The sequence below is a fragment of the Streptomyces sp. NPDC057424 genome, from assembly GCF_042803315.1.
In the GTDB taxonomy this organism is placed as follows: Bacteria; Actinomycetota; Actinomycetes; order Streptomycetales; family Streptomycetaceae; genus Streptomyces.
Genome location: NZ_JBHVCP010000066.1, coordinates 24,693 through 38,612, shown reverse-complemented (window position 1 = coordinate 38,612; position 13,920 = coordinate 24,693). Strand labels below are relative to the sequence as shown.

Here is a 13,920-nt window from a genome sequence, read left to right as displayed (position 1 = left end):
GGCTGCGGGCGTTCCAGGGCGACACCTGGGCCCACACCGGCGCGCCCCCGGCCAGGTGCCGTGCCGCCGCCACGAGCCGCCGCCCGAGCCCCCGGTGCCGCGCCTCCTCGCCGACCTCGACCGAGACCTCCCACCGCCCGGCCACCCCGCGGCCCAGGACGAGCACCCCGCCCCGCGTCGTCCACACCCGGACGTCGTCGCGCCGCCGCCGTGCCGAGACCACTCGTGGATGGTCCGCGCTGTCGGTCTCCGTCAGCGCCAGCCGCGGCTCCCCGGGCAGCGCGGTCCCGGTCAGCAGCACGTCGACCGTGTCCGACGTACGTCCCGTCCCGTCCATGAGGGCCGTGAGGAAGCGGGCGTTCATCGGGGCCGCGAGCGCGTCGCAGCCGGTACCGGCCAACGCCTGGCGCACCCAGTCGGGGTCCTCGTCGGTGAAGACGACCGAGTGGGCCGTGAAGGCGATGACCCCCGCGTCCCGGGGCGACGGCTGCGGCAGGATCGTCGTGCCGCCGTCCGCCGGCGGGAAGACGCCCCGCGCCGCCGCGTCGAGAAGGTCCCCCAGAGTGTCCGCCACCGACACGCTCCTTGAGTCTCCACCCGCTGGAAGGTCCAGACTCGCAGACATGATCGACGACGGCACCGGACTGCTCACCATCGGCGAACTGGCCCGGGCCACCGGACTGACCGTGCGCACCATCCGCTACTGGTCCGACGAGGGCGCCCTGCCCCCGGTGGCGCGGTCCGCTGGCGGTTACCGGCTGTACGACGCGGCGTCCGTGGCCCGGCTGGAACTGATCCGCACGCTGCGTGAACTGGGCCTCGGCCTGTCGGACATCCGCCGGGTCCTGGCGGGTGAGACGACCGTCGCCCAGGTCGCGGCCGCGCACGTGGTCGCGCTGGACACACAGATCCGGTCGCTCAAGGTGACCCGCGCGGTGCTGTCGACCGTCGCGAAGCGGGATTCCGGCGCGGAGGAGATGACGCTCATGAACAGACTGGCACGGCTGTCGGCGGCCGAGCGGCGAAGGATCGTGGAGGAGTTCGTGGACGAGGTGTTCCGCGGGCTGGACACGGCGGACCCGGTGATCCGCGAACGCATGCGGAACACCGCCGCCGACCTGCCCGAGGAGCCGACACCCGAGCAGGTGGACGCCTGGCTGGAGCTGGCCGAGATGCTCCAGGACCGGGGCTTCCGGGCCGAGATGCGCAAGGTGGCCGAGTTCAACGCGGCCGACCGCGGCCATGACACACCCGCGGGGGCGTCCCTGTGGTTCTCCCGGCGGCTCGTGCAACTCGGAGCCGATGCCCGCGACCGCGGGATCGCCCCCGACTCACCGGAGGCGGCCGAGGTGCTGCGCGAGCTGCTGGGCGACGCCGACCCCGCCGCCGTACTGACCCGGCTGCGGTCGCACGCCACCGACCGGGTCGCCCGCTACCGCGAGTTGCTCGCCGTCGTGAAGGGCACCGGGCCCGAGGCCGCGTACCGCGAGGAGTTCGCCTGGGTGGTCGCCGCACTGGACGCGCGCACGGCCCGTTAATCTGACCTGCGTCAAACCTGCGTCACTAGGACGTACAGCACGAGATGAGGGGCGGATCGGTGGCGGACATCGAGGAAGCACGCAAGCAGTTCGAGCGGATCGATACGGACGGTGACGGATTCATCACCGCTGCCGAGTTCAAGACCGCCCTGGCCCGGTCGGGCGACTGGAACGTCACCGAGTCGGTCGCCGAGGTCGTCATCAAGACCCGCGACCTCGACGGCGACAAGCAGCTGAGCTTCGACGAGTTCTGGGCCTACCTGAACAAGTAGGCGCCGGTTCGTCGAGCCGAGGGGCCCGGTCCGCGATCGCCGCACCGGGCCCCTGCCGTGCCCGGCGCATCGTGTACGAGGCCCTCTTCCCGGACTCGGCACAGCCCGCCCGCCCCGGAGGCCGGCCCAGCGGCACCTTCGCCCAGGACATCCTGGACCGCCCGCTCCCCGCCGGCGACGAGGCGGCCAAGCGCAAGGTACGGGACCTGATCGACGCGCTCGGCTTCGACACCGTCGAGGCGGTCACGAATGACCTGGCGGAAGCCTCCCCCGAGCGCACTGCGGACTTCCGGGGCCACGGGGTGTCCGCCGGGCGGGTCAGGCCTCCTCCGCCCACCTCCGTAGCGCCGCCCTGCTCTCGAAGTCGGCCACGTTCTTGTCGAGGGGGTCGTCGGTGTACTGGTGGAAGCGCCACTTCGCCTTGATGCGGGGCTTGCCCGCCGGGACGTAGTCGGCGATCCACAGGCCGTCGCCCGCATAGGACGTCGTGTCGACGGTGAGCCAGAAGTTGCGGTTGGCGTAGAGAACGACCCGGTTGTCCGGCCGGAGGTCCTTCACCTTGCGGAGGAACAGATCCTTCTCGGCGTTGCTCGCGTGCGTTCCGCTGCTGGTCGTCTCCCAGTCGACGGCGAGAATGTCGCCCGCCCGGTCGGGGGCCTTGCTCACGAAGTACTCGGCCTGGGCGGTGAGGTTGCCGGGCCACAGGAAGTGGTAGAAGCCGACGACCAGCCCGGCGTCCCGGGCCCGCTTGGTCTGGGCGGCGAGTTTGGGATTGACGTAGGAGCGCCCCTCCGTCGCCTTGACGAAGACGAAGGAGAGGCCGTCGGTGCCGTAGGAGGAGGACTGGTACGCGCTCACATCGATGCCGCGCAGCATGGGAGGCTCCCTGAAGTGCTGGTGGGGGGAGGGGAGTCGGCGACCACTACCATGGCACGGCCTGCGGTGGACCGATGTGGAATCGTCGACTTTGGTGCCCGCTGGGCGGATATCTTCCGCCGTGGAGGTGACACGGTCCGCGAGTTCCGCAACGGCAGACAGGAGCCCGGCCGGTGGGCGGGCCGGGTCCAGGACGTGGGCGGTGGCGGTGATGCCGGCGCACGCCGCGACGACAGTGGCACTCTCCGGCCGCCTCGCCACTGCGCCCCACCCCCTGGTGCCCGAAGGGCCCGGCTCAAGAGGGAGCGAGGACAGCCTTCAGGCCGTCGGCCGGGAGAAGGTCAGCACTCGATGATGTTGACGGCCAGCCCGCCCCGCGCCGTCTCCTTGTACTTCACCGACATGTCCGCGCCGGTGTCCTTCATCGTCTTGATGACCTTGTCCAGGGACACCTTGTGGGAGCCGTCGCCGCGCAGCGCCATGCGGGCGGCCGTGACGGCCTTGACCGCGGCCATGCCGTTGCGTTCGATGCAGGGGATCTGGACCAGGCCGCCGACCGGGTCGCAGGTGAGGCCGAGGTTGTGCTCCATGCCGATCTCGGCGGCGTTCTCGACCTGTTCGGGGGAGCCGCCGAGAACCTCGGCCAGGGCGCCCGCGGCCATGGAGCAGGCGGAGCCGACCTCGCCCTGGCAGCCGACCTCGGCGCCGGAGATGGAGGCGTTCTCCTTGAAGAGCATGCCGATCGCGCCCGCGGCGAGCAGGAAGCGGACCACGCCCTCCTCTTTTTCTCCTTCGGATGCAGAGCCCGCCGCGAAGTTGACGTAGTAGTGCAGGACCGCCGGGATGATGCCGGCGGCGCCGTTGGTGGGGGCGGTGACGACCCGGCCGCCCGCGGCGTTCTCCTCGTTGACCGCCATGGCGTAGAGGGTGATCCACTCCATGGCGAGGGCCAGCGGGTCGCCCTCGGAGCGCAGCTTGCGCGCGGTGTTCGCGGCCCGGCGGCGCACCTTGAGCCCGCCCGGCAGGATGCCCTCCTGGGACAGACCGCGCGCCACGCAGTCCCTCATCACCTGCCAGATCTCCAGCAGGCCCGCGCGGATCTCCTCCTCGGTGCGCCAGGCCCGCTCGTTCTCCAGCATCAGCGCGGAGATCGACAGGCCCGTCTCCTCGGTCAGGCGCAGCAGCTCGTCCCCCGTGCGGAAGGGGTACTTCAGCACGGTGTCGTCGAGCTTGATGCGGTCCGCCCCGACCGCTTCCTCGTCGACGACGAAGCCGCCGCCGACCGAGTAGTACGTCTTCGACAGCAGCTCCGTACCCGAGGCGTCGTACGCCCACAGCGTCATGCCGTTCGCGTGGTACGGCAGGGCCTTGCGGCGGTGCAGGACCATGTCGTCGTCGAAGGAGAACGCGATCTCGTGCTCGCCGAGCAGGTTCAGCCGGCCGCCGGTCCTGATCGCCTCCACCCGCTCGTCGGCGCTCTCCACGTCGACCGTGCGCGGCGAGTCGCCCTCCAGGCCGAGCAGCACCGCCTTGGGCGTGCCGTGGCCGTGCCCGGTCGCGCCGAGCGAGCCGTACAGTTCCGCGCGGACCTGCGCGGTCGGGGCCAGCAACTCCTCGTTGCGCAGCCGCCGGGCGAACATCCGGGCCGCGCGCATGGGGCCGACGGTGTGGGAGCTGGACGGGCCGATGCCGATCGAGAACAGGTCGAAGACCGAGATGGCCACGGGGGAACTCCTGACTACGGGGGTGGTGCAGAGGGGGTGGGCGCCGCGCCCGCGTGTGGCGGGCGCGGCACCCGAAAGGTTTCTTCGTTACTGGTTCGGACCCTGGTACAGCGGGTGCTTGTCGGCCAGGGCCTTCACCCGGGCCTTGAGGGCCTCGGCGTCGTAGGACGGCTTCAGCGCCTCGGCGATGACGTCCGCGACCTCCGCGAAGTCCTCCGCCTGGAACCCGCGGGTGGCCAGGGCAGGCGTGCCGATCCGCAGACCGGACGTCACCATCGGCGGACGCGGGTCGTTCGGGATCGCGTTCCGGTTGACGGTGATGCCCACCTCGTGGAGGCGGTCCTCGGCCTGCCGGCCGTCCAGCTCCGAGTGGCGCAGGTCGACCAGGACCAGGTGCACGTCCGTGCCGCCGGACAGGACGTCCACGCCCACGGCCCGGACGTCGTCCTTCACCAGACGCTCGGCCAGGATGCGGGCACCCTCCAGCGTACGGCGCTGGCGCTCCTTGAAGTCCTCCGAGGCCGCGACCTTGAAGGAGACCGCCTTGGCGGCGATCACATGCTCCAGCGGACCGCCCTGCTGACCGGGGAAGACCGCGGAGTTGATCTTCTTGGCCAGTTCGGCCGTGGAGAGGATCACACCGCCGCGCGGGCCGCCCAGCGTCTTGTGGGTCGTGGTGGTGACCACGTGCGCGTGCGGCACCGGGTTCGGGTGCAGCCCGGCCGCGACGAGCCCCGCGAAGTGGGCCATGTCAACCATCAGGTACGCGCCGACCTCGTCCGCGATCCGGCGGAACGCGGCGAAGTCCAGCTGCCGCGGGTACGCCGACCAGCCGGCGACGATCAGCTTCGGCTTGGACTCCTTCGCCAGCCGCTCCACCTCGGCCATGTCGACCCGGCCGTCCTCGCCCACGTGGTAGGCGACGACGTCGTAGAGCTTGCCGGAGAAGTTGATCTTCATGCCGTGGGTCAGGTGCCCGCCGTGGGCGAGGTTCAGACCCATGATGGTGTCGCCCGGCTTCAGCAGCGCGAACATCGCGGCCGCGTTGGCCTGGGCGCCCGAGTGCGGCTGCACGTTGGCGTGCTCGGCGCCGAACAGCTCCTTGATGCGGTCGATCGCGATCTGCTCGACCACGTCGACGTGCTCGCAGCCGCCGTAGTAGCGACGGCCCGGGTAGCCCTCGGCGTACTTGTTGGTGAGGACCGAGCCCTGGGCCTCCATGACCGCGACCGGGGCGAAGTTCTCCGAGGCGATCATCTCCAGCGTGGACTGCTGGCGGTGCAGCTCGGCGTCGACCGCGGCGGCGACCGCCGGGTCGAGCTCGTGCAGGGGTGTGTTCAGGACGGACATACGACTCCTCAGCCCGCGGAGAACGCGGTGTACTCGTCGGCGGAGAGCAGGTCACCCGGCTCGTCCGTGATCCGCACCTTGAACAGCCAGCCGCCCTCGAAGGGGGCCGAGTTCACCAGCGACGGGTCGTTCACGACGTCCTCGTTGACCTCGGTGACCTCACCGGAGACGGGGGAGTACAGGTCGGACACCGACTTGGTCGACTCCAGCTCGCCGCAGGTCTCGCCCGCGGACACGGAGTCACCGACCTCGGGAAGCTGGACGAACACGACATCGCCGAGCGCGTTGGCCGCGTGCTCCGTGATACCGACCGTCGAGACGCCGTCCTCGGCGGCCGACAGCCACTCGTGCTCCTTGCTGTAGCGCAGCTCTGTGGGGTTGCTCATGGCCTGGATTCTCCTGTACGCGCGGGAGTGCTGTGGAAGGGGGGACTGCTGGTGAGCTGGGACGACGGGCACGGGGTCGCTGCCGCGGCCCTTCGGCCAGTGTCTACTTCTGGCGCTTGTAGAACGGCAGCGCCACGACCTCGTACGGCTCGTGACTGCCCCGGATGTCCACGCCCACGCCGGTCGTGCCGGGCGCGGCGTGCGCGGGATCGACGTACGCCATCGCGATCGGCTTGCCGAGGGTGGGGGAGGGGGCGCCGGAGGTGACCTCGCCGATCACCTCGCCGCCGGCGACGACCGCGTACCCGGCGCGCGGGACCCGGCGGCCCCCGGCCACGAGACCGACCAGGACGCGCGGCGGGTTCTGCTCGGCCCGGGCGGCGGCTTCGCGCAGGGCCTCGCGCCCGACGAAGTCGCCCTCCTTCTCGAACTTCACCACCCGGCCGAGCCCGGCGTCGAAGGGCGTGAGGGAGGTCGACAGCTCGTGCCCGTACAGCGGCATGCCCGCCTCGAGGCGCAGCGTGTCACGGCAGGACAGCCCGCACGGGACCAGGCCTGCACCCTCGCCGGCCTTGGTCAGGGCCTGCCACAGCTCGACGGCGTGCTCCGGCTTCACGAACAGCTCGAAGCCGTCCTCGCCGGTGTAACCGGTCCGGGCGATCAGGGCCGGCACGCCCGCCACCGTGCCGGGCAGCCCGGCGTAGTACTTCAGGCCGTCGAGGTCGGCGTCGGTCAGGGACTTCAGGATCCCCGGCGACTCGGGGCCCTGTACGGCGATCAGCGCGTAGGCGTCCCGGTCGTCGCGTACCTCGGCGTCGAAGCCGGCGGCGCGCTCGGTCAGCGCGTCCAGGACCACCTGGGCGTTGGAGGCGTTGGCGACGACCATGTACTCGGTCTCGCCCAGCCGGTAGACGATCAGGTCGTCCAGGATGCCGCCGTCGGCCCGGCAGACCATGGTGTAGCGGGCGCGGCCCGGCTTCACACCGCCGATGTTGCCCACCAGGGCGAAGTCCAGCAGGGCGGACGCCTGTGGGCCGGTGACGGTGATCTCGCCCATGTGGGAGAGGTCGAAGAGGCCGGCCTTCGTGCGTACGGCGGTGTGCTCGTCGCGTTCGGAGCCGTAGCGCAGGGGCATGTCCCAGCCGGCGAAGTCGGTCATCGTCGCGCCGAGCGAGCGATGCAGGGCATCGAGCGCGGTGTGACGGAGTTCTCCTGTACTGCTCACAGTCGGTCGTCTCCCAGGGCAAACGGGGCCCCTCCCGCGCGAGCGAAGCCGAGCGTGAGGGAGGGCGAGGTCGTTCCTCCCCATCTGTCATCGGAACCTGAGAGGTTCGCCCTGACCACACGGGACACGGCTTGCACCTTGGGTGGAGCCGCACCCCTTGTCCTGGACAGGGGACGGCCCGCTTTTCAGATGTGCCTCGCCCGCGCGGTAACGGGGCCTGAGAGATTCAAGGGAGGGACTTGCTCCTTCGGCGCCCCAGCGTCTGCGGTGCTGGGGACTCTCCCGCGCGGATTCAAACGGCCGGTATGCAGTTGGCGCGCACATCATTGCACGCATCCTTCCGGCGCGGCAGGGGGACCTTTCACAGGGAGTGCACGAGTCCCGCGCGCCGGACACAGAGACCTGTAGCAGCCCTGTTGCAGGACAAGAACGCAAAAGAGAGGCCTGCGGCATTACCTTCTCTTTACACTCGGCGGGGATGGGACTCCGTACCTGGCCCCAGGGGAGGACAATCACGGTGAACAGGACCATCGCGTACGCGACGACGGGCATCGCGCTGCCCGAGCAGCCGGCCGCCGCTCCGGTCCGGGCGGTTCGCGCTCCGGTGCCGGTGCCGGTGCCGGCCGTCCGCGATCTGCGCGACCGCGCAGGCCGCGGCCCGCACGCGCTGCTTTTCGGCCCCCGCGACCTCGTCGTGGTCACGGGCCTGCCCGGCAGCGGCAAGTCCACGCTGATGCGGCGCACCGTGCCGGGCCGGCGCATCGACTCCCAGGACACCCGCGACCGCTGGGAGCGCGGCATGCCACGCGCCCTGCCGTACGCGCTCTACCGCCCGCTCGTCCGCCTCGCCCACTACACCGGACTGCGCCGTGCCCTGCGCACGGGTGAGGGCATCGTGGTGCACGACTGCGGCACGCAGGCCTGGGTCCGCCGCTGGCTCGCCCGCGAGGCCCGCCGCCGGGGCGGCACGCTCCACCTGCTCCTCCTCGACGTCCCCCCCGAGCAGGCCCTGGCCGGCCAGCGCGACCGGGGCCGCGGCGTCTCGCGCTACGCGTTCCTGCGGCACCGCGCGGCAAGCACCCGCCTCCTGCGCGCGGCGGAGCGCGGTGACCTCCCTCCCGGCTGCGGCTCCGCCGTCCTCGCCGACCGGGACGCGGCGAACACCCTCCACAGGATCGGCTTCACGGGCTGACCGGCCGGGGCCGGGGCGGCGGACTGCGTGCGTGCCGCCCGCCCGTGGTCCCGGCCCGGCTTCACCTGCCCGCGCGGCACGCACCCCGGAGCACCCACCTCTGGTCGAACAGAGACGGCCCGGTCTCCCCGCGTCCGTCAGCCGTTAGCCTTTTGAACCACAGCAGTGGTTCCAGGCAGGCGGTAGGCAGATGGACATCCCGGCGGACTTCTCCGCGGACTTTCCGGCGCAGACGCAGACCCACCCGCACGGCGGTTGGCCCGGCAACGAGCTGGAGGAGGTGCTCTCGGCCTCCCTCGGCGCCGGACCGGCGGCCGGCGGGCGGATCGTCGAGGTGCTCGGCCGGAGCTTCGTGTGGATCCCGCTGCCCAGCGGCGGCGGCCCGCACAGCGGCCCCCTCGACCTGCCCGGCATCGAGATCGACGGCCAGGCGTTCGTGCCGGTGTTCAGCTCCGAGGAACAGTTCCGCCAGGTCGTCGGCTCCCACATGTCGTACACCATCGCGCCGGCCGTGGAGTTCGCCCGCGGCCTGCCCCCGCACGCGGGGATGGCCATCAACCCGGGTGGTGTGGTCGGCATCCCGCTGCCGCCGCCCGCCGTCGCCGAGCTGTGCCGGGCCGGCCGGACCCCGCTGGACGGCCCGGCGAGCGGCGGCCGGGTCCGCCTCTTCGAGCCCGACTGGCAGGACGACCCGGTGGACTTCCTCGCCGCCGCGTCCGCCGAGTTCGAGGCGACCGGCGTCGTCGTCACGGCCCGCCGCTGCCTCGCCGCCATCGAGACCGCCGACCCCGTGATGTTCGTGGGCGTCGAACTCTCCCAGTGGGAAGGTGACCTGCGCGCCCTTCCGCTGGAGGCCCTCACCCGTGCCGTCACCGCCGTCCCGGCCCCCTGGCCGGTCAACCTCGTCCTCCTGGACGTGGCGGAGGACCCGGTGGGCAACTGGATGCGGGACCGGGTCCGGCCCTTCTACCAGCGGTAGGGAAACGAACCCAGGGGCGCGGGGCCGTGACACCGTGCGGCTCCGCCGCGCGGGCGCGACAGGCCCCGGACGGACCGCACTCGCCGAACGAGGGCAAGTCCCGAGTCGGTGGGCGGGCTTAAGCTAGTGCCGCGACAGGCAATGCTCGCCCCGTCGCGACGCCCGGCACGCTCCCCCAAGCTCTTCGAGCAGGGGGGACCCCCACTCGCCGCACCGGCCGAAAGCCCGAGTACAACCAGTACGAGGACTTCCGGCCGGCACGCCGAGAGCACGCACCGGACGCCGCTCCTTGACGGGCAGACGTTGCCTGCCGCGGCACCAGGGCACGGTCGAGGCGTTGTACGAAGGGGCGGTAAAGGTGAGCGCGAGCGGCACGGCCGCGGCCGGACAGGTCGAGCACATGCTGCGCCAGGTCACGCCCGGGCGTTACGACGCCTACGAGGCACTCCTGCGCGCGCTCGCGACCCCGCACACCGGCCAGATCTGGATGCTCCTGTGGCACGGCCAGGCCGGCTCCCCCGACGCCCAGTACGGGAACATGGACGTCGACGGCCACGGTTACGCGCCCTGCGTGACCTCCGCCCAGGAGCTCTCCGCCAGCGGCTGGAACCGCTCGTACGAGGTGCTCGACGGCATCGACGTCGCCCGCGCCCTCTACCCCGACCACTACGGCCTGTGGCTCAACCCGCACGCCCCCGGCGGTGGCGTCGGCATCCCCTGGCTCGATCTGCGCCGGATCGCGACGGGTCTGGACCGTCAGCCCGCGGGCCCCCTGCGGCTGTCCGAACCCGCCATCGAGATCCCGCAGTTCTACGCGCTGCTCGCGCAGAACGCCCACCGCACCCCGGCCGTCCGCTCGCTGCGCCGCGCCTGGGTGCAGCCCGCGCTCGGGGCTCCGTACCTCGCCATCGGACTGGACGTGTACGACAACTCGCCGCCGGCCGTGGACTCCGTGCGCGCGATGATGCAGCAGTCCCTCGGCGCCGTGCCGGACGGGCTCCCGGTGTCGACCGTCGCCATGTCCGACGAGCACGACCCGGTCGCCATGTGGCTGCGCGCGGGCGCCCGTCCCTTCTACGACCGCGAGGCCCACGCCACCGCCCCTGTCCAGGCCCCGGCCTCCGGCTACGGATACCCTCCGGCCCAGGGCCGGTACTGACCCGCCCCGCGGGCTGGCTCGCGGGGCCTCCTTCCTCACCCGCGAATGCGACAAGCCCTCAGCTCTTCGCGCGTAGATGAGGGTGAAAAGTTCAAGTCTGTCCTGAAAGCACGCATTGCAGCGCGTCCGACCCGCGTTACCCACTGTCCGGATAACGGAACCCGGCAGACAGCATCACGTTTACGCATCCATTCATCGCCAAGTCTGGCAACAAAACGCCAAAGCGTTGAAGACTCCCGCACCAGGGGTGTTCGCCCTGTGTACGACGGACTGATGACGCCGCCACAGCGGCAAGTGCGGGCCGGTCACCACCGGTTGAGAGGGGTCCCTGCCAGATGACGGCACCATTGCACGAGCCGACCGCGGAAGCGGCCCCGAGCGCGGCCGAGGAAGCGGCGGTAGCCAGCGCCGACGCGAAGGCCGTACAGGGGCGTTCTCTGGGGCGGATCGCCTGGGAGCGCCTGAAGCGGGACAAACTCGCCTTGCTGGGTGGCGTCGTGGTGCTCGCGCTCGTCGTGGTCGCGCTGCTCGCGCCGGTCATCACGAACCTGGTGGGCCAGGATCCCGAGGCACACCACGAGGACCTGATCGACCCTCTGTTCGGCACCCCTATCGGGTCCTTGGGCGGCATCAGTGGTGAGCACCTGCTGGGTGTCGAGCCGGTCAACGGCCGCGACATCTTCGCGCGCATCGTCTACGGCGCCCGGATCTCACTCCTCGTCGGCTTCCTGTCCGCACTGGTCGCCGTGGTGCTCGGCACCATCCTGGGTGTCCTGGCCGGCTTCTTCGGCGGCTGGGTCGACGCTGTCGTCAGCCGTGTGATGGACGGTCTGCTGGCCTTCCCGCAACTGCTGTTCATCATCGCGCTGGTCTCCGTCATGCCGAACGAGATGCTGGGACTGTCCGGAACGGGCGTACGCCTGTTCGTGATGATCCTGGTCATCGGCTTCTTCGGCTGGCCCTACATCGGACGCGTGGTGCGCGGCCAGACGCTCTCCATGCGCGAGCGGGAGTACGTCGAGGCGGCCCGGTCCCTGGGTGCCGGGCGGTTCTACATCCTGTTCAAGGAACTGTTGCCCAACCTCGTCGCGCCCATCATCGTCTACACGACGATGATGATCCCCACCAACATCCTCACCGAGGCGGCACTCAGCTTCCTGGGCGTGGGCGTCAAGCCCCCCACGGCCTCCTGGGGGCAGATGCTTTCGAGCGCGATCGACTACTACGACTCGGATCCCATGTACATGGTGATCCCGGGCGTGGCGATCTTCCTCACCGTGCTGGCCTTCAACCTCTTCGGCGACGGCGTGCGTGACGCGCTGGATCCGAAGGGCTCGCGCTGATTTGCCGTACCCACAGCGACCCGTGGCACCCGACACGGGGTCTCTCATCTAATCCGGAGGATCCGAGATCGTGACTACCCAACGCACCTCAGGGCGGCGCAAGCAGGCCGTGGCCGCTGCAGCCGTGGTCGCCGCGCTGCTGACCACGGCGGCGTGCGGCGGCGGCAACGACGACAACGGCGACGGCAACGGCGCGGCCGGCTTCAACGCGGGCAACAACAAGGTGGCCAACGCCTCCACCAAGAAGGGCGGCGAGCTGAAGTTCGCCGCCGCCCAGGACGCCGACTCGTGGGACACCACGCGTGGCTACTACGGTTTCGCCTGGAACTTCATGCGCAACTACAGCCGTCAGCTGCTGAGCTTCAAGACCGAGCCGGGCGAGAAGGGTGCCGAGCTCACGCCGGACCTCGCCACGGACATGGGCAAGGTCTCCGACGACGGCAAGACCTACACGTTCACCCTGCGGGACGGCGTCACCTGGGAGGACGGCAAGCCGATCACCTCCAAGGACGTCAAGTACGGCATCGAGCGCCAGTGGGCGCAGGACGTGCTGTCCGGCGGTCCGGTCTACCTGAAGGACCTCCTCGACCCGAAGGGCGAGTACCCGGGCCCGTACAAGGACGAGTCCGCGGACAAGCTGGGCCTGAAGGCGATCGAGACCCCGGACGACAAGACGATCGTCTTCAAGCTGCCCGAGGCGAACAGCGACTTCCCCGAGATGATCGCGATGCCTTCGGCGTCCCCGGTCCGGCAGGACAAGGACACCAAGTCCAAGTACACCCTGAGGCCGTTCTCCTCCGGCCCGTACAAGTTCCAGTCGTACTCCCCGGGCAAGTCCCTCGTGCTGGTGCGCAACACCGAGTGGAAGGCGTCCTCGGACCCGATCCGCAAGGCGTACCCGGACAAGATCAGCGTCCGGTTCTTCACCAACGCCAACGACATGGACCAGCGCCTGATCAACGGCGACTACGACCTGGACCTCAACCAGACCGGTCTGTCGCCGCAGGGCCGCAACACCGCCCTGAAGGAGCACAAGGCCAACCTGGACAACCCGCTCACCGGCTACATCCGTTACGCGGCCTTCCCGCAGAGCGTGAAGCCGTTCGACAACATCCACTGCCGCAAGGCCGTGATCTACGGCGCCGACCACGTCTCGCTGCAGAACGCGCGTGGTGGCCCCGTCGCCGGTGGTGACATCGGTACCAACATGCTGCCGCCGTCCGTTCCGGGCTCCGAGGGCCAGAAGTACGACCCGTACGAGATCGCCGGTGCCAACAAGAGCGGCAACATCACCAAGGCCAAGGAAGAGCTGAAGGCCTGCGGCCAGCCCAACGGCTTCAAGACCCGGATCGCCGTCCGCAACAACAAGCAGGTCGAGGTGGACACCGCCGAGTCCCTCCAGGCCTCGCTGAAGAAGGTCGGCATCGACGCCGAGATCGACCAGTACGACGGCTCGCAGACCTCCGGCATCATCGGCAGCCCCTCGAACGTGAAGAAGAAGGGCTACGGCATCATCATCATGGGCTGGGGCCCGGACTTCGCCACGGTCCAGGGCTTCGGTCTGCCGCTGTGGAGCAGCAAGTACATCCTGGAGAGCGGCAACAACAACTTCGCCCTCATCAAGGACAAGACGATCGACGGGCTCTTCGCCGACTACGTCAAGGAACTCGACGACACGAAGAAGACCCAGATCTCCACGGAGATCAACCACAAGGTCATGGAGGGCGCCTACTACCTGCCCTTCACCTTCGAGAAGTACATCAACTGGCGCTCGGACCGGCTTGCCAACGTCTACACGAGCGACGCGTACAACGGTCAGTACGACTTCGTGAACATGGGCGTGAAGTAATCCCGGTCGGCACACCCGCCACACGGC

General features: G+C 70.3%; 13 protein-coding genes, 1 pseudogene and 1 riboswitch. Of the genes and pseudogenes, 8 read left to right on the top strand and 6 right to left on the bottom strand.

What is annotated here, in order from left to right; all coding sequences use genetic code 11:
* Positions 1 to 625, bottom strand: a 625-nt coding sequence (locus ACFU3E_RS33440) for a GNAT family N-acetyltransferase (RefSeq protein WP_384166915.1), incomplete at its 3' end; no start/stop codon positions are given.
* Here ACFU3E_RS33440 and ACFU3E_RS33435 point away from each other — a divergent pair.
* From ACFU3E_RS33435 to ACFU3E_RS33425, 3 genes and pseudogenes are all read left to right on the top strand, one after another.
* Positions 624 to 1,538: a MerR family transcriptional regulator gene (locus ACFU3E_RS33435; RefSeq protein WP_384166912.1), complete on the top strand. Its 915-nt coding sequence runs from the start codon at positions 624 to 626 to the stop codon at positions 1,536 to 1,538. The two genes, ACFU3E_RS33440 and ACFU3E_RS33435, sit on opposite strands and share 2 nt — an antisense overlap.
* A 59-nt stretch (positions 1,539 to 1,597) precedes the next feature.
* Complete coding sequence (locus tag ACFU3E_RS33430; RefSeq protein WP_189727755.1) at positions 1,598 to 1,810, top strand: EF-hand domain-containing protein; 213 nt, start codon at positions 1,598 to 1,600, stop codon at positions 1,808 to 1,810.
* A 128-nt stretch (positions 1,811 to 1,938) separates the two neighbouring features.
* Positions 1,939 to 2,106 (top strand): annotated as a pseudogene (locus ACFU3E_RS33425) (NADP oxidoreductase); the annotation flags it as partial.
* A gap of 22 nt (positions 2,107 to 2,128) precedes the next feature.
* On the opposite strand, the gene ACFU3E_RS33420 reads toward ACFU3E_RS33425, so the two are convergent.
* From ACFU3E_RS33420 to gcvT, 5 genes are all read right to left on the bottom strand, one after another.
* Positions 2,129 to 2,686 (bottom strand): glycoside hydrolase family 25 protein, encoded by a 558-nt coding sequence (locus ACFU3E_RS33420; RefSeq protein ID WP_384166909.1) that lies wholly within the window; start codon positions 2,684 to 2,686, stop codon positions 2,129 to 2,131.
* Between the two features lie 341 nt (positions 2,687 to 3,027).
* Positions 3,028 to 4,410: an L-serine ammonia-lyase gene (locus ACFU3E_RS33415; RefSeq protein ID WP_384166906.1), complete on the bottom strand. Its 1,383-nt coding sequence runs from the start codon at positions 4,408 to 4,410 to the stop codon at positions 3,028 to 3,030.
* Between the two features lie 87 nt (positions 4,411 to 4,497).
* Positions 4,498 to 5,760, bottom strand: a complete 1,263-nt coding sequence (glyA, locus tag ACFU3E_RS33410; protein ID WP_384166903.1) for a serine hydroxymethyltransferase — start codon at positions 5,758 to 5,760, stop codon at positions 4,498 to 4,500.
* An 8-nt stretch (positions 5,761 to 5,768) separates the two neighbouring features.
* Entirely contained in the window at positions 5,769 to 6,146 is a 378-nt protein-coding gene (gcvH, locus tag ACFU3E_RS33405; RefSeq protein WP_384166900.1) for a glycine cleavage system protein GcvH, read from the bottom strand.
* Positions 6,147 to 6,249: 103 nt separating this feature from the next.
* The gene (gene gcvT, locus ACFU3E_RS33400; protein WP_384166897.1) at positions 6,250 to 7,371 is read right to left on the bottom strand and encodes a glycine cleavage system aminomethyltransferase GcvT; all 1,122 of its coding nucleotides are present in this window, start codon (positions 7,369 to 7,371) and stop codon (positions 6,250 to 6,252) included.
* A gap of 195 nt (positions 7,372 to 7,566) precedes the next feature.
* Positions 7,567 to 7,666, bottom strand: a riboswitch (glycine riboswitch).
* 222 nt (positions 7,667 to 7,888) lie between these two features.
* On the opposite strand from gcvT, the gene ACFU3E_RS33395 reads away from it, so the two are divergent.
* The 5 genes from ACFU3E_RS33395 to ACFU3E_RS33375 all read left to right on the top strand — a co-directional run bounded on the left by ACFU3E_RS33395 (position 7,889) and on the right by ACFU3E_RS33375 (position 13,893).
* Positions 7,889 to 8,563 carry an AAA family ATPase gene (locus ACFU3E_RS33395; protein ID WP_384166894.1) on the top strand — a complete coding sequence of 225 codons (675 nt, stop codon included), beginning with the start codon at positions 7,889 to 7,891 and terminating at the stop codon, positions 8,561 to 8,563.
* 190 nt (positions 8,564 to 8,753) lie between these two features.
* Positions 8,754 to 9,542 (top strand): enhanced serine sensitivity protein SseB, encoded by a 789-nt coding sequence (locus ACFU3E_RS33390; RefSeq protein ID WP_384166892.1) that lies wholly within the window; start codon positions 8,754 to 8,756, stop codon positions 9,540 to 9,542.
* Positions 9,543 to 9,900: 358 nt separating this feature from the next.
* Entirely contained in the window at positions 9,901 to 10,701 is an 801-nt protein-coding gene (locus tag ACFU3E_RS33385) for an enhanced serine sensitivity protein SseB C-terminal domain-containing protein (RefSeq protein WP_384166889.1), read from the top strand.
* 335 nt (positions 10,702 to 11,036) lie between these two features.
* Positions 11,037 to 12,044, top strand: a complete 1,008-nt coding sequence (locus ACFU3E_RS33380; RefSeq protein ID WP_384166886.1) for an ABC transporter permease — start codon at positions 11,037 to 11,039, stop codon at positions 12,042 to 12,044.
* A gap of 70 nt (positions 12,045 to 12,114) precedes the next feature.
* Positions 12,115 to 13,893, top strand: coding sequence for an ABC transporter substrate-binding protein (locus ACFU3E_RS33375; RefSeq protein WP_384166883.1), 1,779 nt, complete (start codon positions 12,115 to 12,117; stop codon positions 13,891 to 13,893).
* The last annotated feature ends 27 nt before the right edge of the window (positions 13,894 to 13,920 follow it).

What these genes read in the sequence shown, in the direction of transcription:
- ACFU3E_RS33435 (WP_384166912.1), top strand. Translation starts at nt 624, where the DNA reads ATGATCGACGACGGCACCGGACTGCTCACCATCGGCGAACTGGCCCGG.
- ACFU3E_RS33420 (WP_384166909.1), bottom strand. Translation starts at nt 2,686, where the DNA reads ATGCTGCGCGGCATCGATGTGAGCGCGTACCAGTCCTCCTCCTACGGC.
- glyA (WP_384166903.1), bottom strand. Translation starts at nt 5,760, where the DNA reads ATGTCCGTCCTGAACACACCCCTGCACGAGCTCGACCCGGCGGTCGCC.
- gcvH (WP_384166900.1), bottom strand. Translation starts at nt 6,146, where the DNA reads ATGAGCAACCCCACAGAGCTGCGCTACAGCAAGGAGCACGAGTGGCTG.
- ACFU3E_RS33390 (WP_384166892.1), top strand. Translation starts at nt 8,754, where the DNA reads ATGGACATCCCGGCGGACTTCTCCGCGGACTTTCCGGCGCAGACGCAG.
- ACFU3E_RS33380 (WP_384166886.1), top strand. Translation starts at nt 11,037, where the DNA reads ATGACGGCACCATTGCACGAGCCGACCGCGGAAGCGGCCCCGAGCGCG.